At 69.8% G+C, this 21,432-nt stretch carries 25 protein-coding genes and 3 pseudogenes; 13 read left to right on the forward strand and 15 right to left on the reverse strand.

The window, feature by feature from the left end; translation table 11 throughout:
- Positions 1–13 precede the first annotated feature (13 nt).
- Together M8J73_RS20915 and M8J73_RS20920 are read left to right on the forward strand one after the other, a co-directional pair.
- Positions 14–390 (forward strand): annotated as a pseudogene (locus M8J73_RS20915) (tyrosine-type recombinase/integrase); the annotation flags it as partial.
- A 366-nt stretch (positions 391–756) separates the two neighbouring features.
- Positions 757–1,239: a DUF5994 family protein gene (locus M8J73_RS20920; RefSeq protein ID WP_055539128.1), complete on the forward strand. Its 483-nt coding sequence runs from the start codon at positions 757–759 to the stop codon at positions 1,237–1,239.
- A 156-nt stretch (positions 1,240–1,395) separates the two neighbouring features.
- Here the strand turns inward: M8J73_RS20920 and M8J73_RS20925 are convergent, their stop codons facing one another.
- A complete protein-coding gene (locus tag M8J73_RS20925; protein ID WP_055539116.1) occupies positions 1,396–2,439 on the reverse strand; it encodes a fatty acid desaturase family protein in 1,044 nt (347 codons plus the stop codon).
- Between the two features lie 319 nt (positions 2,440–2,758).
- Complete coding sequence (locus M8J73_RS20930; RefSeq protein ID WP_055539115.1) at positions 2,759–3,544, reverse strand: hypothetical protein; 786 nt, start codon at positions 3,542–3,544, stop codon at positions 2,759–2,761.
- A gap of 133 nt (positions 3,545–3,677) precedes the next feature.
- Between M8J73_RS20930 and M8J73_RS20935 the strand changes: the two genes are divergently transcribed.
- From M8J73_RS20935 to M8J73_RS20960, 6 genes are all read left to right on the forward strand, one after another.
- Positions 3,678–4,109 (forward strand): Asp23/Gls24 family envelope stress response protein, encoded by a 432-nt coding sequence (locus M8J73_RS20935; RefSeq protein ID WP_055539114.1) that lies wholly within the window; start codon positions 3,678–3,680, stop codon positions 4,107–4,109.
- Positions 4,110–4,147: 38 nt separating this feature from the next.
- Entirely contained in the window at positions 4,148–4,375 is a 228-nt protein-coding gene (locus M8J73_RS20940; protein ID WP_055539113.1) for a hypothetical protein, read from the forward strand.
- Positions 4,372–4,818, forward strand: coding sequence for an Asp23/Gls24 family envelope stress response protein (locus M8J73_RS20945; RefSeq protein ID WP_055539112.1), 447 nt, complete (start codon positions 4,372–4,374; stop codon positions 4,816–4,818). Before M8J73_RS20940 ends, M8J73_RS20945 begins: the two co-directional genes overlap by 4 nt.
- Entirely contained in the window at positions 4,815–5,504 is a 690-nt protein-coding gene (locus tag M8J73_RS20950) for a DUF6286 domain-containing protein (RefSeq protein WP_055539111.1), read from the forward strand. The genes M8J73_RS20945 and M8J73_RS20950 overlap by 4 nt, the downstream gene beginning before the upstream one ends.
- A 10-nt stretch (positions 5,505–5,514) precedes the next feature.
- Positions 5,515–6,108: an alkaline shock response membrane anchor protein AmaP gene (amaP, locus tag M8J73_RS20955; protein ID WP_055539127.1), complete on the forward strand. Its 594-nt coding sequence runs from the start codon at positions 5,515–5,517 to the stop codon at positions 6,106–6,108.
- A 123-nt stretch (positions 6,109–6,231) separates the two neighbouring features.
- A complete protein-coding gene (locus tag M8J73_RS20960; protein ID WP_167404007.1) occupies positions 6,232–6,402 on the forward strand; it encodes a hypothetical protein in 171 nt (56 codons plus the stop codon).
- On the opposite strand, the gene M8J73_RS20965 is transcribed toward M8J73_RS20960, so the two are convergent.
- The 7 genes from M8J73_RS20965 to M8J73_RS20995 form a co-directional block, all read right to left on the reverse strand.
- The gene (locus M8J73_RS20965; protein ID WP_055539110.1) at positions 6,351–6,737 is read right to left on the reverse strand and encodes an STAS domain-containing protein; all 387 of its coding nucleotides are present in this window, start codon (positions 6,735–6,737) and stop codon (positions 6,351–6,353) included. The genes M8J73_RS20960 and M8J73_RS20965 overlap by 52 nt on opposite strands.
- Before the next feature lie 19 nt (positions 6,738–6,756).
- Positions 6,757–7,068 carry a hypothetical protein gene (locus M8J73_RS20970; protein ID WP_055539109.1) on the reverse strand — a complete coding sequence of 104 codons (312 nt, stop codon included), beginning with the start codon at positions 7,066–7,068 and terminating at the stop codon, positions 6,757–6,759.
- A gap of 10 nt (positions 7,069–7,078) precedes the next feature.
- On the reverse strand, positions 7,079–7,783 hold the full coding sequence (locus M8J73_RS20975; RefSeq protein ID WP_055539108.1) for a DUF5994 family protein: 705 nt from the start codon (positions 7,781–7,783) through the stop codon (positions 7,079–7,081).
- A gap of 171 nt (positions 7,784–7,954) precedes the next feature.
- A complete protein-coding gene (locus tag M8J73_RS20980) occupies positions 7,955–9,148 on the reverse strand; it encodes a PP2C family protein-serine/threonine phosphatase (protein WP_055539107.1) in 1,194 nt (397 codons plus the stop codon).
- Between the two features lie 124 nt (positions 9,149–9,272).
- Positions 9,273–9,785 carry a DUF5994 family protein gene (locus M8J73_RS20985; RefSeq protein WP_228473096.1) on the reverse strand — a complete coding sequence of 171 codons (513 nt, stop codon included), beginning with the start codon at positions 9,783–9,785 and terminating at the stop codon, positions 9,273–9,275.
- A 230-nt stretch (positions 9,786–10,015) separates the two neighbouring features.
- Entirely contained in the window at positions 10,016–10,990 is a 975-nt protein-coding gene (locus tag M8J73_RS20990; protein WP_079054876.1) for an STAS domain-containing protein, read from the reverse strand.
- A gap of 427 nt (positions 10,991–11,417) precedes the next feature.
- Positions 11,418–11,561: a hypothetical protein gene (locus M8J73_RS20995; RefSeq protein ID WP_157873151.1), complete on the reverse strand. Its 144-nt coding sequence runs from the start codon at positions 11,559–11,561 to the stop codon at positions 11,418–11,420.
- Positions 11,562–11,644: 83 nt separating this feature from the next.
- Between M8J73_RS20995 and M8J73_RS21000 the strand changes: the two are divergent.
- Both M8J73_RS21000 and M8J73_RS21005 read left to right on the forward strand, forming a co-directional pair.
- Positions 11,645–12,661 (forward strand): annotated as a pseudogene (locus M8J73_RS21000) (helix-turn-helix domain-containing protein); the annotation flags it as partial.
- On the forward strand, positions 12,658–13,212 hold the full coding sequence (locus M8J73_RS21005) for a flavoprotein (RefSeq protein WP_055539106.1): 555 nt from the start codon (positions 12,658–12,660) through the stop codon (positions 13,210–13,212). The pseudogene M8J73_RS21000 and the gene M8J73_RS21005, both read left to right, overlap by 4 nt.
- A gap of 359 nt (positions 13,213–13,571) precedes the next feature.
- Here M8J73_RS21005 and M8J73_RS21010 read toward each other — a convergent pair whose 3' ends face one another.
- From M8J73_RS21010 to M8J73_RS21030, 5 genes are all read right to left on the reverse strand, one after another.
- Positions 13,572–15,281 (reverse strand): relaxase/mobilization nuclease domain-containing protein, encoded by a 1,710-nt coding sequence (locus tag M8J73_RS21010; protein ID WP_055536754.1) that lies wholly within the window; start codon positions 15,279–15,281, stop codon positions 13,572–13,574.
- Positions 15,278–15,928: a MobC family plasmid mobilization relaxosome protein gene (locus M8J73_RS21015; protein ID WP_055536753.1), complete on the reverse strand. Its 651-nt coding sequence runs from the start codon at positions 15,926–15,928 to the stop codon at positions 15,278–15,280. Before M8J73_RS21015 ends, M8J73_RS21010 begins: the two co-directional genes overlap by 4 nt.
- 131 nt (positions 15,929–16,059) lie before the next feature.
- Entirely contained in the window at positions 16,060–16,944 is an 885-nt protein-coding gene (locus M8J73_RS21020; protein ID WP_055536752.1) for a DUF2637 domain-containing protein, read from the reverse strand.
- A gap of 192 nt (positions 16,945–17,136) precedes the next feature.
- Positions 17,137–18,396, reverse strand: coding sequence for a DUF3631 domain-containing protein (locus M8J73_RS21025; RefSeq protein WP_079054633.1), 1,260 nt, complete (start codon positions 18,394–18,396; stop codon positions 17,137–17,139).
- Between the two features lie 137 nt (positions 18,397–18,533).
- Positions 18,534–18,776 (reverse strand): helix-turn-helix transcriptional regulator, encoded by a 243-nt coding sequence (locus M8J73_RS21030; RefSeq protein ID WP_055536751.1) that lies wholly within the window; start codon positions 18,774–18,776, stop codon positions 18,534–18,536.
- Between the two features lie 466 nt (positions 18,777–19,242).
- Between M8J73_RS21030 and M8J73_RS21035 the strand changes: the two genes are divergently transcribed.
- The 3 genes and pseudogenes from M8J73_RS21035 (at position 19,243) to M8J73_RS44855 (ending at position 20,761) form a co-directional block, all read left to right on the forward strand.
- Positions 19,243–19,524, forward strand: coding sequence for a helix-turn-helix domain-containing protein (locus tag M8J73_RS21035; protein ID WP_055536750.1), 282 nt, complete (start codon positions 19,243–19,245; stop codon positions 19,522–19,524).
- Positions 19,525–19,707: 183 nt separating this feature from the next.
- Positions 19,708–20,370: pseudogene (locus tag M8J73_RS45520) on the forward strand (tyrosine-type recombinase/integrase); the annotation flags it as partial.
- Between the two features lie 4 nt (positions 20,371–20,374).
- Positions 20,375–20,761 (forward strand): tyrosine-type recombinase/integrase, encoded by a 387-nt coding sequence (locus M8J73_RS44855; RefSeq protein WP_240500884.1) that lies wholly within the window; start codon positions 20,375–20,377, stop codon positions 20,759–20,761.
- Positions 20,762–20,857: 96 nt separating this feature from the next.
- On the opposite strand, the gene M8J73_RS21045 is transcribed toward M8J73_RS44855, so the two are convergent.
- On the reverse strand, positions 20,858–21,202 hold the full coding sequence (locus M8J73_RS21045) for a hypothetical protein (RefSeq protein ID WP_055536749.1): 345 nt from the start codon (positions 21,200–21,202) through the stop codon (positions 20,858–20,860).
- Between the last annotated feature and the right edge of the window lie 230 nt (positions 21,203–21,432).

Here is a 21,432-nt window from a genome sequence, read left to right on the forward strand (position 1 = left end):
GGTGGTTCAGACACTCCTCGACGCGGTCACGCCTCGTCTGGAGCACTTCGCCGCTGCCGACCGAGACACACGTTTTCGTCGATCCGCAGAGGCGGGCAACTGCGGCGGAGGGGCGACTGGGTGAAGGCTCGGAAGGCTGCGGGTGTCACGGCCGAGTTGCACTTCCACGACCTTCGGCACACGGGCAACACGCTCGCCCAGACGGCGGGAGCCGGCACCCGGGAGTTGATGACGCGCATGGGCAACAGCAGCTCCAGAGCCGCGCTGATCTACCAGCACATGACCAGCGACCGGGACCGGGCCATCGCCGACCGGCTTGGGGCCATGATCCGGGGCGGCGGGGGAGTGGCCGGCCCCGAGCCCTCTGAGAAGGATCGGGCGGGCTCGTAGGGCATGGATGTGGCACGGCGCCTGCAATGGCCAAGGGCCAGCCTGGGAGGAAACCCTCCTGAGCTGGCCCTTTTGCTGTGCCCCCGGCAGGATTCGAACCTGCGACACCCGCTTTAGGAGTTTTCTCCGAACGGGCCTGCGACCTGCTGAAACGCTCGCTTCAGGCCGCCTGGCCTGGGAAAACACTCCTCTGTAGTTCTCGTGTGTTCACGGGGTTTCCCGGCCTCATGTGTGCTGGATCCGTTCCGGCTGGGGCCGGTCGGTAGAGGGCGATTTCGGAGACGTCGGCGCGCGTGGCACCAGGAGTAGCGTGGCAGGTGCGAGGCGGTCCCGTTGTCGCACCTGCCCTACAGACGGGTGGTCCTCATGACCAGCTCGGATACACCTCCTGTTCCCCGGCGTCTGCCCAGCGGTGTCCACGAGGCCGTGCGGCCGGGTTGTGCGCTTCTCCGGCTGGAGACGACCGCATCACGTGAAGGTGTCCTCGATGGTGCGTGGTGGCCGCGCTCGCGCGACATGGGCGCCGAGCTGCCCGCGCTGCTGAGTGCCCTCATCGCCCACCTCGGCCCCGTGACCCGGGTGGGGCTGGACACCGCAGCTTGGGAAGGTCTCCCGACGCGCATCCTCGTGGACGACCGCGTGGTGCACATCGATTCCTTCCCGGTCGGTGACGACACGGTCCTGATCACCCGGGGCGACCGGGACATCTTCTCGCTCCTGGTGGTCCCGCCGGACGCGGCACCGGACGCCGCCCGCACCGCGATGGCCCAGGCGGTCCTGGCGGACAACATCAGCCAGGCGGAACAGATCCTCATCGACACCGGGAGCGGGCGCGGTTCGTCGGGCTGACGGATCACCGCCGGGCTCGACGGCGCAACGGTGTCGGACGGCGGGGCGAGGTCAGCCGCGCCACTGCAGCCGTCGTGCTCTTCGCGGTGCTCCGCGCGGACCGGGGCGTGTCGACGGTGGCCACATCACGGCCTCCGACGGCTCCGGCAGGGTCTCTCAGATGGGGACACGTGCCTGCCGGAGCGGTGCTCCGGCACGGTGGAGACTGGCGAGGGCCAACCGGTAGGAGGCGACCAACCCGGTTTCCACGTAGTCCACACCCAGTTCCTGGCAGTGGCGCCGCACGATGGTCCGGGCCCTGCGCAGGTTGGGGCTGGGCATGCTGGGGAACAGGTGGTGCTCGATCTGGTGGTTCAGCCCGCCCAGTGCGATGTCGGTGAGCATGCCGCCGCGCACGTTGCGTGAGGTGAGCACCTGGCGACGGAGGAAGTCCGGGCGGTCCTCGCCTGTCAGGATCGGCATGCCCTTGTGGTTGGGCGCGAAGAGGGAGCCCAGGTAGACGCCGAACAGGCACTGGTGGACGGCGAGGAAGGCGATCGCCATGCCGGGCGGCAGCAGCCACAGCAGCACGGTCAGGTAGAGCACGAAGTGCGTGAACAGCAGGACGCCGTCGAGCGTGCGGTGCTTCAGCGAACGATTGGCCAGTGCCTTCACGCTCGACACGTGCAGGTTGAAGCCCTCCAGGGTGAGGAGCGGGAAGAACAGGAACGCCTGCCAGCGGCCGATCAGGCGGGGGAGCCCCTTGGCCGCCCGCGCCTGGTCCTGGGACCAGACCAGCAGGTCGGGGTCGAGGTCGGGGTCGAGTTCCTCGTGGTTGGGGTTGGCGTGGTGGCGGGTGTGCTTGTCCTGCCACCAGCAGTAGCCCATCCCGATACCGGCACCGGCGATCCGTCCGGACACCTCGCTGGCCCGGCGTCGGCGGAACACCTGGCGGTGCGCCGCGTCATGGGCGAGCAGGGCGACCTGGCCGAAGACAACGCCAAGGAACGCGGCGACCGCCAGAGTCCACCAACTGTCGCCGATGAGCGCGACGGCGGCACACCCACTGACGTAGAGCCCGGCCACCACCGTGGTCCGCAGCGCGTAGTAGCCGGGACGGCGCCCCAGCAGCCCGGCGGCGGCGATCTTTTTCGACAGGCGGGCGAAGTCACTTCCGGACGCCTCCGAGGGCGGGGGGCGGACCGCGGTGTTACTGCTCATGATGGTGAAACTCTCTCCGAAGAAGGGCCGAGTGGCCCGGCGCCGCCCCGGGAGCCGCTGGACCGGGCCGCAGGCAGGGCTTTTCGTCCTCCGTGGTTGCGGGACACATCACACGACCACGGAGCTGGGAGGCGTCTGCTTCGTCCGTCAGCGGCTGCTGCGCAGGCCCTCTGTTTCTAGCGGGTACCCCGCCGCAGGCGTCTCACACCGTGTCAGACGGGGCCTCCGGAGCGGTCCGCGTGCATGTCGGCAGACAGAACCGACTCCGGCCGGTGAAGCGGATCTGCTGATCGCTGATGAGTGCTCGACGCCTGTCCGGTCAAGCCGCGGTCTCGGTGATGAGGACGGCAACGGTGACCGGGCCCGGGGCGTCGGTGGTCGCCGCGTCGGCCACGGCGGCCCGGACGGTGCGCGCGACTTCCAGAGGATGGTGTCCAGGGGCGACCGCGAGGTGGACCTCGACACGCCGGCCGGGTGGGTCGGCATGGTCCTCCATCTTGACCGGGCGGCTCCCCAGCACGGTTGTGAGGCCGGCGACGCCCGGAACACCCGTTGCGACGTCCGCCAGATCCCCGACGGGCCTTCGCGGGGAGCCCGCTCCGGTCACGGGGAGCGAGCTCCGTGCGGCTGCGGTCCTTGCTGCGGCTGTGCTTTGCGGCGTGAGCGTCATGGATCTCACAACGGTCCGCGTCTCCGTAGCTGTCTGCGGGGCCTCATGGAGATCCGTGACGCGCAGGTCGGCTGCCACGGTGGCCAGGCCGAGCCGTCGAGCGGCCGTGTCCAGCAGTCTGCTCCTCAACTGGTCGGCGGTTTCGGGCAGTGGCTCCCCGAGTGATGCCGAAAAGGCGGCTTCGATCCTGAGCGGGCCCGGCGGCATCGCGCTGGCCGGCGGACGGACGGCCGGCTCGGATACGGATTCGAGCGGCGCCGGCCCGATGCGCAGAGACTCCAGCCGCACCCCGGGAATCTCGTTCGCGGCCCGCCTGAGGGTCTGGACGGCCGCTTGCTCGGTGATCCAAGCCCCGTCGGCGGGCCCGCCCAGCGGGAGCAGCCGGCCCAGGCCGAACTGGTGCCGTACCGCCTGCGTCCCTGCTTCGGTCTTCACCGGCCTCGCACCCTCTTTCAGGTGACTTGTCGGACCCTCGTGCCTCGCAGTGTTCAATTCCGGCAATGCGCCCTAATGTAAATATAGTTGTATAAAAGAGAGCCAGGTGGGCCTCTAAGGGAGGAATATCCCGATGACCGAGATCACCGCCGTAAGGCGCAGTGGCGCTCCCGCTTCTCGTGGCCGGACGACGGTCGCCGATGTGGTGGTGGAGAAGATCGCCGGAATGGCGGCAAGGGACGTGCCCGGCGTGCATGCCCTGGGCAGCGGATTCGCGCGCTCAATGGGATCCATGCGGGAGCGGATGCCCGGCGCCGGCAGCGGCAAGTCCGTCACACGCGGGGTCAGCGTCGAGGTCGGAGAGAAGCAGGCGGCCATCGACCTGGAGATCGTCGTCGACTACGGCGTCTCCATCACGGACGTGGCCGGTGAGGTGCGGGAGAACGTGATCTCCGCGGTGGAGCGGATGGCGGATCGCGAAGTCGTCGAAGTCAACATCACGGTCAGCGATGTGAAGCTCCCCGACGAGGAGGACGAAGGGGAAGAGCGGCAGCGGATCCAGTAGCCGGGGCGCAGCAGCCCGCGTGAGCGAAGGAGCGCGTGATGAGCAGAGCCGTGGTGGGCCTGATGGCCGGGATGGCGCTGGGTTTCGCCGCGTATTTCGGTGACTTCTGGGCTTTCCTGCTGGTGCTGGGGCTGGGTGTCGTCGGACTCGTGGTCGGGCGGTTCATGGAAGGCGATCTCGAACCGGGCGACTTCGTCCGCCGCCGGGACCGGCAGGAGCGGATCCGAGATGACCGGCGACGGGCACGGGGAGACTGGCGGCAGTGACCGGTGAAGCCAATCGGCGTCCGGGCATTCCCCGTGGGGAGCGTGGTGCGATCACCATCGCCGACCGGGTCGTTGCGAAGATCGCTTCCCACGTGGCGCGCGAGGCGCTGAGCCGGTTCACCGACTCGGTCGACCACGTACCACCCGGCCGCCGGATGCCACGCGTGACCACTTCCGTGCGGCGGGCACCGGAGCGGGATACCGCAGGACGAGGCGCCGAGGCTGTCGGCGGACGGCAGGCGGCGCTCGGCGAGGCACGGCTGCGCATCACCGTCGAGCTCGGCTATCCGTCCGACATCGGGGCGCAGTGCGCCGCAGTGCGCCGGGAGGTTACCGAACGGCTCAGGACATGGGCCGGCATGGAGGTGTCCGACCTTGCGGTGTCGGTCGAGAGGCTGCACTCGGTGCATACGCGCCACACGGACCAGGAGAGGGTGAGATGAGCGCGAACACCTGGCGGCAGCCGACCGGTGACAGCGACCTTCCCCCCGAACCCGGACAGGCAGCTCCGTCCGCCGACGGCACCCCGGGGGCGGGCTCGGGCGCGACGGCGGCGATCGATGAACCAGGCCGGTCGGCGCGCCGTTTCTGGTCAACGCGGCGGATTCCCGCGGCCGTGGTGGCCCTGCTGTCCGCCGCGGCCATCGGATTGCTCCTGTACGACGTGGTCTCGGTCCGGGCAGGTCGGTCTGCGATGCGCTGGCGGCTGCGGCTCGCCGAGGAATTGGCCACACGGCCACTGGATGACATCTGGGTGATCGTCGGGGCCGCAGTGGCGATGGCCCTCGGCCTGTGGCTGTTCCTGCTGGCGGTGACGCCGGGACTGCGCAGGCTGCTGCCCATGCGCCAGCCCACCGGTATCCCTGGGACAGGGGAGGTCCGCGCCGGGCTCGACCGCCGCGCGGCCGCCCTGGTTCTGCGCGACCGGGCCGTGCAGGTGCCCGGTGTCCAGTCGGCACGCGTCGCTGTCGGCCGCCGGAAGGTCAAAGCCCGGGCGCGCGCCCATTTCCGCGAACTCGAGGACGTCCGCGCGGACCTGGACAGCGAGCTGGGCCAAGCCGTGACGTCCTTGGGACTCGCCCGGCAACCCACGCTGACCGTGCGCGTCCGGCGTCCGAAGAAGGGCTGAGGTGATCCTGATGCTCAGGACGGTGAACCGGGTGCTGCTGGGGCTTCTCGGCCTTGGACTGTTCGCTCTGGGCGGCGGTGTGCTGCTGGGCGGGCTGGACCTGCCGCGCCGCTGGGACTTCGGCATGCCGGGCTGGTGGCCCTTCCGCGGGCCGGACGACGTGGTGCTGGGAACCGAGGGACGCACCCGGTGGCGGGAGGAAGGCTGGTGGTGGCCGACCGTCATCGCGGTGCTCGCGGTGCTGCTGGTCCTGCTGCTGTGGTGGCTCCTCGCACAGCGCAGGCGCCGCCTGGGCGGCGTCCTCGTCGACAGCGGGGACGGGGCGGCGGCCCGGCTCGACGGCGGCGCACTGGAGGACGTGATCGAGGAAGAGGCGCAGGCCCTGGACGGGGTCTCGGGGGCGCATGCACGGCTGACGGGCCGAAGCTCCGCTCCGGCTGCGCGCGTGCGGCTGTTGCTGGAGCCTCATGCGGATCCAGCGTGGACTCTGGGGCGACTGAGCCGGGAAACACTCACGCACGCGCGGGACTCGGCCGGCTTGGACCGCCTCCCCTCGAAGGTCCGACTCAAGGAAGTCCGCCACCGCGCACGACGCGTCGGCTGAGATCCACAGGGCCTGACTCCCAACGGGGGACCCGGTCTGGCTCGCAGGGCAGGTCTTCACGACTGCCCCAAAGTCAGCCACAAAGTCATCTACGCCGCGGTTCTCTCCAGAGAGGTATTCCGCATGGTCCTGTTCCTGACCCTGCTCGTCGCCGGAATCGCTCTGATCGCCATCGGGGCGGGCGTCGACGGCATGCTCTATCTGACCTCCGCCGGTGTACTGCTCCTCATCGCCGATCTGCTCTACCTGGCGGCCCGCTCCGTGTGGCGATCTCCTCGGCGCCCGGCCCGCTGAGGCCGCGCCCCTCCTGGCCTCGTCGTACGAAGCAGACGGTCGGAGCCCGTGTCCATGAGCAGTCGTTCGGTCTGCGGGGAGGGGTGGTGCAGCCGCAGGGACGCGTGAGTCTCGGCGGCGTGCCGTGACACGTCGAGGAAGACGCGCAGGCCGCTGCTGTCACAGCGGTCGACGGTGGTCAGATCGACGTCGATGAGGGTGATGCCGTCCTGCAGGCACCGCTCCAGAACGGCGCACACCTGGGGCGCGGTGGCGGGGTCGATCACACCGGCCAGGGTGACCAGTGCCCGCCTGTCCCGGTCGTGCCGGTAGATGTTCAGCTGCGGAAGAGTCATGACGCCTCGGTTCGGATGCTCAGATGCCTCGGTCCACGGGTCCCGGCCGCTTCCCGCCCGGTCCGGGGCCCGGGTGTACACCCCGGGCACGCGTCGCCGCGGACTGAACCGACGGTACCGAGGCGCGGCCGGGCGGCCGGTGGGGCGCCCGGATGCTCACTCGTGGTGCCCGGTACGGCTGCGGCAGGCAGCGGCCGCGGCGGCCGGGCCGGGGGGTGCTGTACCGGTACGCGGCGATCCTGTCGGCGTGCTGGAGGCCGAGCCGGTGGATCACGTACGCCGCCGCTGCGATGAGGACCACGAAAGCGGCGGCTGTCAGGAAGGCGTTCATGGCGGCCACCTCACATACCGATGATCAGCCGGCTGGCCCGGCCGGGCGGACCGGTCTGCGGGGGAACGGCTACGGACACCGCGGAGGCGCCGCCCTCGTACTCCCATGCCTCGCCCGGGTCCAGTGGCTGGTCGGCCGCCAAGACGCCGTGCCGGGCCTCGTCCGCGGCGATGAGCGCGCTCGCGGTCAGGGGCGGGCCGTCGTGGTCGGACGCGGCAGCCATCAGCCGGGCCGCAGACTCCGCCCCGGTCTCGGGCGGGATGACCAGGAGATCCCAGCGGCCGGTGCCGTAGGAGAGCAGCAGCAGCTTGTGCGGGTCGATCTCCGGGGTGAACCAGCCGACCTTGACGATGTGGCCGTCCACGGGAACCGTGCGGGGGATGACCGGCCAGTGTTCCGGGTTTACGGCGATGCGGGTGATGCGGCCCCACAGGGGATCCAACACGTCGGTGAGTGCCGGCAGTTCGCTCAGCAGATCACGGGAGCGGGGCCACCAGGCTCCGTCCAGGAGTCCGCGGGAGGGGCTCTCGGTCTTCAGTGCGAGACGCGCGGCCGGGGCTGCGACGGACTCGGGGTGCGGCAGAGTGGAGTACAAGGTCGCCGACATGATGCGGACCCGTCTCCGGGCCGCCTCTGCGGCGGCCCGGGTTTCATCTTTCGCCGGGGACGACCCGGCGTGGAAGCCGGTGTGCGAAATGCCCTCGGTACTGTCCACACTACTCCGCGTTTCGCTGCGGCGCGGAGCAGTGGCCACATGGAGTGGAGTACCGGCCGGGTGATCTCCCGGCAGTGTCAGCGCGTGCCGGGAGCTCCCGTCCTTCGGGCTGAAGGGCCGTCGCCGCCGGGCGCGGCCGGCACAACGGTGTCGGACGGCGGGAGGGAGAGGTCAGCCGCGCCACTCCACCATGAGCAGGGTCGCGTCATCGCTGGTCCGCCCGCCCCTCGCCTGCTTGAGCGTGTGGGACAGGGATCGCGTCACCGCCCGGATGCCGCGCCCGGTCCTCTCCAGTTGGTTCACGCAGTCGATCAGCTGGTCCTCCCCGAACTCCTCCCCACCGCTCTTGTGCTCCTCGACCACTCCGTCGGTGAAACAGAGGACGCGGTCCCCGCGCACTAGCCCCAGCTCGCTGATCCGAGGCACCGAACCACCCAGGCCGACGGGAAGGGTCGTCGGGGCGACCAGACGCTGTGCGACGCGGTGGTCGCGGACGAGGATCGGCGACGGGTGCCCGGCGTTGATCCACTGCGCCCGTCCCGTCGTCGTGTCCAGCTGCATCATCTGTGCGGTGACGAAGTGCTCGGGACCGAACTGCTCTGCCACGGCGCGGTCCATGAAGTCGTAGATCTCCGGCAGTCCGATGCCGGCCCGGCGGGCGTGGCGGTAGGCGCCGATGGCCACGGTGGCCATCGTGGCCGCGTCCAGTCCGTGGCCCATCGCGTCGATCATGGCCACGTGGAGGACGTCATCGTTGAGCGCGTAATCGAAGCTGTCACCGCCCACGTCGTAGGCGGGTTCCAGGATCCCGGCGACGGCGACCCGGGGCATGATCATCGCTAGCGGTGGCAGCAGCGACCACTGGATCTCCGCGGCGACGCTCATCGCCTCGCCGCGTCGGACGCCGAAGAACAGGTCGGAGTAGCCGTGCTTGGTCACCAGCAGGTCGGCCACCAGGCCGGAGATTCTGAGCAGCAGGCGGCGGTCGTGGTCGTCGACGCTGTCCAGCGTCACGACCATGACCCCCACCTGGTCACCGCCGTCCAGCAGGGGCAGGTGGACCCGGACGCCGTCCTCCCGGGGCACCTCCACGGGGACCGCGTCGAGGAAGCAGCGGCCCGCCTCGGAGTCGTCGATCACCTGAGGTTCCCCGCCCGTGAGGCCCTCACCGGGCAGCGGTACGAGCAGCAGCTGGCCGTAGTCCTGCAACAGCACCTGCGGTCGGCGGCCACCGAGCCGGTCCACCACGTCAGCGATCAGGGGCCCGATGAGATGGGGCGGCAATTCGTGCGCGCTGTCGAGGATCTCTCCGAGGAGAGCTTCTCCGAAGCTCTCGGAGCGGTCCGCGCGCCGTCCTGCCGTCATCCCCTCACCCGCCATGGTCAGGGGCGGGCCGGTATGACAAGGGATCTGTCGGTGCCATGGCTCCATCACGGGGTAGTGGACGCCCGGGCCCGCCGGGTACGCGTGGCAGGCCGGGTCGGGCTGCTTACCTGGGTCCGGCTCCTCCTTCCGACTCCCATGTGTCCTGTCCGTCGAGGCCGCTCTCGGCGAGTGCCAGCAGGCGCGGGGCGGACAAGGGGTTCTCGGGGTCGGAGGCGGCGGTCAGCAGCAGGGCTGCTGTTCCGGCCGGTTCGTCCGGTGGGACCACGAGCAGTTCCCAGCGCCCCACGGTGCCGCAGTCCACGGTGATGGCATGCATCTCGGCCGCCCCGTTGCTCAGGGCCACCTCGATCACATGCCCCGGTGCCATCACCTCCTGCGGGGCATCTGGCCAGGCGGCGGTACCCACGGTCACGCGCGTGATGGTGCCGATGCTCGGATCCAAGGAGCCGACCAGCGCGGGCAGCTCCAGTTCCAGTGCGTCGCAGCGCGGCCACCATGCGCCGTCCAGCGGGCCATGGCTGACATCCGGCGTGAGGCGCAGCCGGGGCAAGGGCATCCGGTAGGAGTGTCCGTCACCTGGGGCCGTACCTTTGGCGGACTTGGTGATGGCGTTCATCGTGCGATCCCGATCCGGGCGGTTTCCGGCTGCCCGTGTCTGTCACTCGCCGGGAACGGCGCCGCCGTGGTCGTGCGCCCGACAGTTCTCGGTACCTGTCAGGCTACTCCCGGCTGTGGCGGGCGGCGTGGCGCGCAGCCATCGCGTCGAGACACGTCCGTACGGCGGACGACGGGTGGCGTGGCGGCCCGGGCCGCGTACGACCGCCGGCTCATCGCTCCTCTGCCGAATCATCGGCGTGCCGAGGGCTGCCCTTCGGAAGACAGGGTCAACACACAGGGGGCGACGGGGCCGGGCAGCCCGACCACCTCGCCCATGTTCTGCCAGCCCCAGGACGAGAAGGCGGCTTGTCCTGCCTGGTCGGCAGGATGCAGCAGGGTGACCCCGAGGGAGGACCGCAGGTCTGTGAGCAGACGCTGTTGCAGGCGGCGGGCGATATCGCGGTGCTGAGCGTGCGGATGGGCCACGACCTGGGTGAGGACGACGAACCGTGCGCGGGAGGTGAGCCGCTGGATGATCTCCTGGAGCGTTCCGTCGAACCACCGGCGGTCGGAGCCGTCAGGGTCCACCGGATAACCGAAGGCGCAACCGATCAGCACCGTCGTTTCTGCGACCAGCAGGGCGAAGCCAGGGCGGTGGGCGGTGACCGCCAAGCGGTGCAGGAAGTCTCCACGGTCGTGGTACGCCTCGCCGGCGGTGCCCGCGACGGACTCCGCAGCCAGGTCCGCGATGTCCTCGCGCATGTCTTCTGCCTGCCAGCGGGTCAGCCGTCGAAGGCGGATCCCGTCCCTGAGGACCGGCTGATCCGGCCGACGAGCGGGGTCCTCGGGCGCCCGCGTCGCGATACTCATGAGGTCGCCGGATGCGGCGGGCGGCACGGGACTCACGGGGGCCGTAAGGAGCAGCGAAGTCGATCCGGTGGTATCGAGGAGCCGGGTGATCTGCGCGCACGGATGGTGCAGCCGCAGGCGAGCGTGGACCCGGCTGGCGCGCCGTGATGCCGACAGGAGGACGTCCAAGCCCCTGGCGTCGCAGGAGCCGACCGTGGTCATATCGATGTCGATCACGGTGACACCGTCCAGCAGACACTGCTCCACTGCGGCCCGCAGCAGCGGCGTCGTGGCCGGCCCGATGTCGCCGGCAAGCGTGACGAGCGTCCGCTCTCCTCGGTTCCGCCGATGGATGTCCAGCCGGGCAAAGGCCATCACGCCTCCCCTCGGCGGGGTTGCGGACCTGCACGGGTGTTCAGCGCGGCCCCTGCCATGATGAGCTTGCGCGGAGTTGCTTCGACCGCGGCGGACATGATGCCGACCCGTCTCCGCGCCGACCACTGGGGCGGCCCGGGGTTCGTCTCTCGCCGAGGACGACCCGGCGGGGCGGCCGGAGTGCGTGGTGCCCTCGGTACTTCAACCGTACGTCGGCCGCAACCGGAAGCGGCTGCTTCGACGGGCGCGCGGCACGGTAGGGGCCGCATCACCTCACGGGCCGTCCCCACGGTCCGGGCTCTGCCGCGAGTACGAGCGCATGGGTTCGCGCCAGGCCCGGCTTGCCAAGGCCACCTCCAGCGTGTCCCCTCCCGTAAGGCAGCCTGCAGCGCGGGCGGACTTGCCCCGACGACACGGCGTCTGAAGATCAGGTTTTGAGACGGCTGACTGTGACGCGCTGACCCTTCAGCAGGGGCAGGTTGCGCACGTGGAAGGCGTGGGCGCCGGTGACGTTGCTTATCTCGTCCAGGATGTGCGGCATGGCAGCGAGGTAGGCGGCCGTGGAGTTCACGATGTACAGCAGGCCGTCCGCGTCCGGTTGACGATGGCCGATCCAGTGGAGGCCGGTCTCTATGAGCGCGTCGCGCTCGTTCCGACATGCACCGCCGCACCTTCCTCGCCGCGAGCATCGCAGCGCTCGCGGCCCCGGCCGGCTCTTCGGCCTCACACACCGCCCTCGTCCAGGCCCTCCTGCCCGGCGCCGGCCCTGCGGGCGCCGGTGGCCCACAGGACACGGCCGTCCTGTACGAACGCGTCGGATCAGCACTCAGGCTTTTCCACACCTGTCACTACACAGAGCTGGAGCGCACCCTCCCGAACCTGATCGCCGACCTGCGGATGGCCGCCGGCGATGCGACGGACAGGGACACGGTGTCCGGGCTCCTGGCCACGGCGTACCAGACCGCGACCAGCCTGCTGCTCAAACAGCACGACCAGGGCAACGCATGGCTCGCCGTCGGCCGGGCGATGGCCGAAGCAGAACGCTCGGGCGACCCGGTGGTCCTCGCCTCCAGCGTCCGTGTCCAGGCCCACGTCCTGGTGCGCGAGAAGCACGCCACCGAAGCCGTCACTCTGGTCAGGCACACCGCCGACCAGCTCACCGGTTCGTACGACCGGCGCTCTCCGAAGTACCTCGCTGCTGTAGGACTGCTACTCCTGCGCGGCGTGACCGCGGCCAGCAGCCGCGGTGATCGCGCGGCCACGAAGGAATTCCTCACAGAGGCCAAGGAAGTCTCCCGGTACGTGACCCTGGACCGGCCTGACGCTTGGGCCACCTTCAGCCCGACCAATGTCGCCCTGCACGAGCTGAGCGCCCTGGTGGCCTTCGGTGACGCCGGCCTCGCCCTCCAGGCGGCCCGACCCCTCATGCGCCGACACATCCCGGTCCCCGAGCGCCGCGCCGCCCTATGGGTGGAGGCGGCTCGTGCCTACAGCCAGCAGGGCCGCCTCGCCGACGGCTACCAGGCCCTGCGCATCGCCGAGACCTGCGCCGCCCAGGACATCCGCCGTCCCGACGTCCGCAACCTGGTCGCCGACATGGCCGCCCGCGACCGCCGTCGTACCCTGCCGGAACTGCACCACTTCAGCCGCCAACTGGGAGTCCCCGCGTGACCGAGCCGACCGCTCCGGACAAGAAGCCCTTCCTGTACGTCGTCGTGTGCGCGGCAGGTGTTGCCCGTGACGTCGGCAAGCTCATCACCACCGCCCAGGAGGCGCACTGGGACGTCGGCGCCATCGCCACACCGCAGGGACTCGGCTTCATCGACGCCAAGGCGATCGAGGCACAGACCGGCTACCCGATCCGCTCCGCCTGGCGATCACCGGGAGACCCGCGCCCCCTGCCTCCGGCGGACGCGATCGCCGTCGCTCCCGCCACGTTCAACACGATCAACAAGTGGGCCGCCGGGATCTCAGACACCCTCGCCCTGGGCATCCTGTGCGAGGCGTACGGCATGGGCATCCCGACCGTGGCACTGCCCTACCTGAACTCAGCCCAGGCCGCCCACCCTGCCTATCAGCAGAGCCTGGACCGTCTGCAGGGGATGGGCGTCCTGATCGGCTCGTGCGAACCGCACCGGCCGAGGGCCGGTGGCGCGGCGGATCGCTTCCGCTGGGAGGAAGCGCTGGAGTTGCTGGAGCCTCTGGTCAGCACGGTGCGGTGACGCGGTTCCTTCACCGGGGACGGACCGCAGTGATCATCGTCGACGCCCGTTCGCCAGGCTGCCGACGAGGTCACCGGGGAGCGAGGCAATCACTCCTCCTCGTGCGGACGTGCTGGGCTGCTGCCGAGGCGAGCTGATCCGGAAGTAGGAGGGGGTCCCCCGGGCAAAGACCGTTCACTCAGGAAACACCAGAGCGTTCACTCAGGAAACGCGCGAATGTTCACTCAGGAAACCCGCGCCCGTCGTGGACCGGCCAAGCGCCCGTTGTGTGGTGTCAGCGGTGTGGGAGCCTGGGGGTGAACGGGACAGGTGCCTTCCTCCTGCTGACGGCCTCGCGCGCGAGGCCGTCAGTGCCGGAATTACCGGTGTCGAGAAGGTGCCGCAGGCCCAGGCTGCGAAGGGCTCTGTGGGGTCTGGCCACGCTGTGCCGTTCGTGCTGCAACGCTCGTGCGGGCTTGGGCGGCTCGTGCTCGGGCGCTGGGGGCCTGCCGGGCGGCGAGGCGTTGGATGCGCCAGGTGAGGGTCCTGGCGGTGGAGCGGGCGTCGTCCAGGGTGCGCTGGCGGGCGGCATGCTGGAGGAGCAGCTCGGGATCGTGGCCGGCGGTCTCGGCTTCGGTCAGGGCGGCGGCGAGTGCCGGCCAGGCGGGGTCGTCGAGGATCTGCTGAGCGTGTTCGGGCACGATCACGAGGATCCGCTGGGCGTGCCGTTCCATGGTGCGGGCCGGTGGTTGGCGCTGGGCCAGGGCGGCCAGTGGCTCGGCAGCAGCCTGTTGGGAGACGGCCTGCAGGTGGACCAGGGCCTGGTGGGCGGCGGCGACCTGCTGGTCGTGCTGGCGAGCCTGGTGCCAGCGGGCTGTGGCGAAGATGACGAGCACTGCGATGTCGAGGAACATCGCCAGCCCGGACCCGTCACCGGTGACCGGCACGGTGCGCAGCGCGCGGACGGCGCCCCGGAGGGTGCGTGCCTGGTCCTGCTGGGCGCGGATGCGGGAGCGGGTGGCGCGTTCGAACGCTGTGGCGGCCTGTTGCAGCTGTGGCCGCAGGTGGCTGAGGGCGAGCAGCGGCAGGACATCGATGGCTTCGCCAAAGGCTGCGATGTGGGCCTGGGCTGCCGCGTCGTCACCGTGGTCGAGGTGGTGGGGGATGCGCTCGGCCGCGGCGGTGGCCTGGTACCAGGGGTTGGGCCTGCGCCGGCTGCCCGGCTCCGCTGCGGGCGGAGCCTCGATGGCGGTGAGGCGTTCGCGGATCTTGGGGAAGGACAGGTCGGGGGCGAGTTTGGCGCCGGAGAACCAGATCGGCTCGGCGGCGGCGTTGGTGTCGCCTGCCACGGCGACCTTGTACCCGCGTACGTCGCCGGAGGGAAAGTGCTGAACATCGACGAGGACGCCTTCGACGCCGTCGAGCAGGTGGAGGAATTCCTCCGGGCTGGTGGCGATGGACACCAGCTGGCGGACGGTGGTGCGCAGGCGCTCGCGGGAGGTCCGAGTCGTGCCGGCGCGGCGGGCTTTCTCCATCTCGGCGCGGGTGGGGCGCTTGGTGGCGGTGCGGTCGCCGCGCACGACCTGCAGGAGTCCGTATTCCTTCTCGATGGCGGCGAGTTCCTTGTCGGCCTTCAGGTAGTCGTTCCAGTGGCGGGCGGTGCTCAGGTCTCCTCGGACCTTGGTGGCGGTGATGTGGATGTGGTCGTCGGCGTGGCGTACGGCGACCCAACGGCACCCGTCGGGGTCGCCTTGTGGCGCGATGCCGGTGGCCGCCACAATGCGGCGCGCGATGTCCGCCCACTCGGCGTCGGTGAGGTGCCGGTCGCCGGGGGCGGCACGTACCGAGCAGTGCCACACGTGCCGCTCGGGTACCCGGCCCAGTCGGCGGGCTTGCTTGACCCGCAGGTCGAGGTCGGCCACGAGGCGCTTCTTTGTGGCGTCGAAGTCGTCGGCGCGGCCTGGGTCGGGTGCGAAGCCGTCCCAGGAGGCGATCAGGTGCGGGTCGGTGTGGTCCTTGGCCTTCTTCGTGTCGAACAGGTACCGGATCAGGCCGGCGGTGTCCTTGCCGCTGCCGATCTTGGCGATCACTGGGCCGCCTTCGCGGAGACAGCGTGGTTCATGGTCTGCGCGATGTCGCCGATCGCGGCGCGGACTGCGTCCAGGGTGCGCTCGGTCTGCGCGAGGACGGCGGTGTCCACAGGGTGTGGATCCCCTCCGGCGTTGAGGCGGTGGGCGATCTGGTTGACGTTGTTGCCGATGCGGGCGACCTCGGCCCGCAGGGCGTCGAGCTTGTCGAGGCAATCATCGAGCTGGGTGCGCTGCCCGGCCAGGCCCACGGTGAGATCGCCATCGAGGTAGGCCATGATCACGGCGCCGACGAGGTGGGCGCCGGCGATGCCCATCTCACGGGCCCGGGTGAGGATTCGGGTCTTCTCGTCGACGCTGTAGCGGACGGCGACACGCTTTTTGCGCTGGACGTCCTCGCGGGAACGGCGGCGGGCGAGACGACGCAAGGTGACTTCGTCGGCGCTGGCGGCGGGCGACTGCTCGGCTGCGTCGGCGGGTGCCTCCTCCTCGGGCACCCCCTGGTGCCCGAAGTCCTCCGCCACCCCCGGGGCGGAGGTGTCCGCGTTGGACCGGCCCTTGGACGGTCCAACGTCATACCTTGCTGGCTGGGTGACGGCGGTGGTCACCTCCTGCTGGCTGGTGGGGAGTTCATTGTGGAGGTCGGGCATAGAGCGGTTCTCCATGTGGTGTTGCGGTGCGACGGTGACGCGATTCGACGGCTGGCTCGTCCCCGTACTGGTCAGCGCGGGGACGAGCGAGAGAAGTCGAGTTCGCAGGGTGGTGGGTGCTGCTGGGAGCCTCAGAGGGCGTTGGCGGGTTCCTTGTCGGGCTCGGCCCGCCACTGGCTGGCGGCCTGGTCGAGTTCGGCCTGCACCCAGTCCTTGATCCGGGTCAGGCGGTCCTTGCCGATGCGGTAGCCGACGTCTCGTATCGCCGCCTCGATGTTGCGGCGTGACGCGCGGCCTCCGCGTCCCAGCGGTGCCGTGCGGGCGAGGGCGAGGAGTTCGTCGAAGGTGACGTCGCGTTCGTGGCCCTCTGCCGTGGCGAGCGGTTTCCGAGCCTGCGGCACATTGGCGGCGTCCCGCACCACGTCGCGGGGGCGACCGGCCACATCGGGCATCTCTGCTTGCTCTGGCAGACCGGCGTTGCCCTCGGATGACGGAGTCGGCTCGGCGTAGTCGGTGTGGTTGTGGCCGTAGCCAGGGGCGTTGTGGCTCTTTGTGGTGGCGACCTCTTGAACGTGGCGTGTGGGGTGGCGGCGGATGACCAGGTCAAGGTGGACGGCTCCGGCCAGTGCCAGCGGGGCGATGGCTGACAGGGCGCCGACGGTGATGTCGTCCAGGTGGAGCCCGGTGGTGTGAGCCTGCTGGTTGAGGCGGACGGCATGCAGGGCGTTGGCCCAGATGCTGGTGATCGTGTCGATGCCGACGAGTGCCCAGACGTACAGCCGGGAGCGCCAGGGTGCGGTGCGCAGGATGAGCAGGGCGGCGACGCCGATGGCGATGAAACCGTCGATCACCAGGGGGAAGGCGTACGTGAGGATTCCGCGGACGTGGATGGCGACGGCCATCTGCCGCAGAGCGTCGTAGGAGAGGGCGAAGCCGATCGTGCCGACCAGGGCGACCCCGAGGCGGATCGCTGCGGTCAGTACTGGCGAGGGAGCTTGGGCGGTGCGTGAAGGCAAGCGGGGTACTCCAGGCGGGGAGCGGGTGCCATGGGCACCGAGTGAGGCTGGTGGGAGGGGGTGCGCACTCGTCGCACTCGTCGCGTGCCTGGTCACAGCAGGTACGGAAGGTTGGCGTGATACGAGTGGACTCGTCACGGCGAGGACACTCGTCGCGGGGCTGACCTGCGACGCGACGAGTGCGACGAGTCTTTACGAGTGCAGGCCCGGGCCGGGGGCGGTGCTCTCGTCGCCGCTGTCGGGCGTCGGCTCCTCGGGGCAGTAGCGGGCCCAGGCGTCGGCGAAGCGGAGGCGGGCGAAGCCCTTGGCCTGCCGGCCGCCTTCAAAGCGGTGAGTGGCGGCCTTGATATCGAAGTCCTTGAGGTGGATGCCCAGGTGGCGTGGGCTCAGGCCGGCGGTGCCGTACTCGGCCCACGGCGCCTCCTGGTCCTTGAGGAGTTCGTCCAGCAGGTCCCGGGTGCGCATGATGTCGGGATCACCGCAGCGTGCGAAGGCGCGCCGGATGTCCTGCAGCAGGCGGGTCTTCAGGTTCGACTCGTCGTCCTTGCCTGCCTCGGCCGCGCACATGGACGCACACGCGGCACGGGCCTCCTCGGGCCAGGTGCCGCCCGCCAGTTCCGCGACGATTACGAGCGGTTCCCAGGTGTCTGCCGCCCGGTCCTGCACCGGCATCGGCGGTACCAAGTCCGCTGCGGTGTCCATCAGGGGGCGCAGCCAGGCGGTCAGCCGGTCGCGCAGGCCGTGCAGGGTCGGGATGTCGCGGCGGGAGCGGAACTGCTCGACCCGCTCACCATCCTTGCGGCGCTGCATGCGGATCACCACCGCCCGGTCCATGACCGTGTCCGGTAGATCCCCGATGCCGGCGACCGCTGCCATGGCGAAGGTGGGGAACGCCTGAGGCTTGTGCTCGGGCCCGGAGATGCGCAGGGCGGGCCGGTTGCGCTGGTGGCCGGCATTGAGCAGGCCGCGCAGCTCCTCGTTCTTCTCGGCGGCCTTGATGCTGCCGAAGATGGTGTCGGCCTCGTCCACCAGCAGGGTGGGCGGGTCATCGCCGATGGCGCGGAAGACGACCGCCGGGCTGGTGTTGACCGTGATCAGCGGCTCGCGCACGGTCTTCGTGATCACATCCAGCAGGCGGGACTTGCCGCACCGTTTCGCCGGTCCGACCACCGCGAGACGAGGCGCGTGCTGGAGGGCGGGCTGGATGTGCGTGGCCGCGACCCACAGTGTGACGGCGGTCAGCGCCTCGCTGCTGGGCAGGATCACGTACCGGGCGATGGCTTCCCGCAGCTCGTCCAGCAAGGCGGCGCCCTCTGGAGCCTGGGGCGGCTTCTCGTCCTCGGCGGGCGAGGGTTCGGGTATTGCGGGAGCTGCCTGGCCGGGGACGGCGACGGGCGGCCAGGTGGGCGTCGGGGATGCGGTAGGGGTGGTGGAGGACGTAGGTTCGTCCACAGGCGTTCCTCCCTGGTGGGCCGGACGGGCAAGGCCCGGCCCACCGGATCGGTCATTCAGGGGCGATGGGGCAGGGACTGTGCGGCTCTCGGCGGTGGCTCGCCGAGAGCCGTTTCGCTGTCCCTGAAAGGGCGGCGTCAGACCACGAGGTCGTACGTGGCCTGGGCGTTCAGCCAGGCGTCCACCTCGTGCCAGCGGTAGCGCAGGTGGCGGCCGACCTTGTGCACGTTGGGGCCGATGCCCCGGTACTTCCACTGGTAGAGCGTCTTCACCGGTACCCCGAGGTACGCGGCGACTTCCGCAGGGGTGGCCAGCGGGCCGCGCTGGGCAGTCGCGGTGGTGGCGGAGGCGTTGGTATTGCGGGTAGAGGTCTTCGGCACAAGGCTCCTTTTCGGTCTTGCAGAACGGGCATGGACAACACAGCCGCACCGCCCAGAGAAAAGTCCAGAGTTAGTTCTAAAACTCTGTACTATTTCTGTCGGCGTGGCCGGGGGAGACCAAACAGTAAGGGCGGATCCCCGGCTGCCGAAATCGCTTCTGCGGAGGCTGAAATTTTTCTGTGGCCCAACGGCTGGCAGAGGGGTCGGAATCCGTTACCTCCGCAGCTCAGAGATGGCGACCAGCAGTCATCAGTGGCGCTGTAGCCCGCCGGGCACTGTGGTCGATAGTTGCTCAAATCGCCCATCTTCATTACGCGGAGGGAAGATAGCACGGCCTCTCAGTTGAAAAGGCTCGTGATGTGCCGGAATTCGACGAGACGAACACCACTTCGGCCCGGGTGACTTCTATAGAGTTTAAGAACTAACTCTTGCCATGACGGCCGGACGCAAGTTACAGCTACCTGTCATGGCAACCCGACCTGTCGAAATAGGCCCCGTCGGCCTCCACACCGCCCGCGCCATCGAGCGCCTACGCCTCGTGCGCGGCCTGACCCAGCACCAGCTCGCCGCCCGCTGTACGACGCTGGGCCGCCCGATGTCCAACACGGCCCTCAGCCGAACCGAACGCGCCCACCGACGCTGCGATATCGACGACCTCGTCGCCATCGCCACCGCGCTCGGTGTTCCTCCCATGGCCCTGCTCCTGCCGCTCCCGTCGGTGTCCAGCGATGACCGGAGGGGGTGCTAGTTGGCACGGGTCTGGATTGAGGACCGCATAGGGCACGCGGCGTACGCACGTGCCGTGGCTGATGCCAAGAGGGCTGGCCGTACGCCACCCGGGCGCTACCGGGTCCGCTGGTACGACCCCGACGGCAAGCCGAAGATGAAGACCTTCGCCCGCAAGGTCGACGCCGACGCCGAGCGAACGAAGATGGAGTCCCGCCTCAACGACGGCTCCTACCGCGATCCCGCAGCCGCCCGCGTGAAGTTCGCAGAGGTGGCCGAGTCCTGGCTGGCCGCGCAGATCCATCTCAAGCGTTCGACCCGGGGCCGGTATCGCGGCGTTCTCGACGTCCACGTGATCCCCAAGTGGGGCACCACTCCACTGGACCGCATCAACTTCGAGGACATCGCCGAGTGGCTCGCGGACCTGCTGTCCGGCGAGGCGACCGGCGGTCGGAAGCTCAGCCCCCGCTCGGTCCGCAAGGCGTACGGCGTCCTCAGCCGCGTTCTCGGCTACACGGTCAAGGCTCGTCGTCTGGCGGTCAACCCGGCTGTCGGCGTGCCCTTGCCGAAGGCGGCGCCGGCCGACCACGTGTACCTCGATGACATGCAGGTCGACGCGCTGGCCAACGCGTCAGGTGCTTACCGGGTGTTCATCCTGTTGATGGCCTACACCGGTTTGCGCTGGGGCGAGGCGTCCGCGCTGAAGGTGGGCCGCTTGGATCTGGACGTCTGCCGAGCCCGCATCGTCGAGGCGTACGCCGAGGACAACGGCAAGCTCTACCTCGACACCCCCAAGAACCACGAGCGCCGGTCGGTGCCGATCCCGCGGTTCCTGGCCGAGGAGCTGGAGCCCCATGTCCAGGGGCGGGGAGATGAGGAGTTGCTCTTCACCGCTCCGCAGGGCGGACCGCTGCGGGCCCGTCTTCCGTCAGCGGTTCTTCGCGCCAGCGGTCGTGAAGGCCGGGCTGGGACACCTCAAGGTCACCCCTCACAAGCTGCGGCATACGGCGGCCTCGCTCGCCATCGCCAGTGGCGCGGACGTCAACGTCGTGCAGACGATGCTGGGCCACAAGTCGGCGACGCTGACCTTGGACACGTACGGGCACCTCTTCCCAGATCGCTTGGACGAGGTCTCGAAGAAGATGCACAAGCGCCGCGCCAAGCAGTTGGCCAAGGCGAAGGCCAAGCTGGACAAGGCAGAGGAGAAGGCCCGTAAGGCCGCCGAGGCGGTGGCCGCCCTGGAGGACGATGCCGCGTGATGTGTGCCTGATCCGTGCCGGGGAGCCCGTAACCGAGGGGGCCGCCCCACCGCGTTGATGCGGTGGGGCGGCGCCTTGTGTCTCCTCCGGATCAGGTCAACCGGGCGGTCGGCGGCTCTCCTGCCGGGCTCGGTCGATGGCAGCAGCGGCCGTATCGCCAGCCAGTCGCCTGATCTCCTCGGGCACCTCTCGCTCGTCCAGCACGAAGAGCCGGTCACTGACGAGACGAGTGGTGGTGCTCCAGCCGAGACGACGACCCGCTTCCCGAGCGGCATGCCGGACGTCCTTCAGCTCGCCCGGCACCGCAAGATCGTCGCGACCAAGGATCAGCTGTCCGTAGTAGCCCTGATACTCGGGCTTGAGGGCGGCCCGCATCAGCGATTCGAGCCGGTCGACCAGCTTCTCGTACCGGCGCCGGGCCAGCTCATCCTTGACGGGCATCCTGCCCAGCTCCCCACCATCCGCGCGCACGGCATGTGTGCCATATGTGTGCTGCAAGCGCAGGGGCCCTTCCGCCCGCTGGACGGAAGGGCCCCTGACCTGGTGTTTCTCTGTGCCCCCGGCAGGATTCGAACCTGCGACACCCGCTTTAGGAGTTCGGTCCTACGTCCTCAGCCAGCAGCTGGCGCGAGATCCAGGCTGACGCCTACGGCCACCTGGAGTTGCTGGCA

It is taken from the genome of Streptomyces neyagawaensis (assembly GCF_023516595.1).
Classification (GTDB): Bacteria; Actinomycetota; Actinomycetes; order Streptomycetales; family Streptomycetaceae; genus Streptomyces; species Streptomyces neyagawaensis.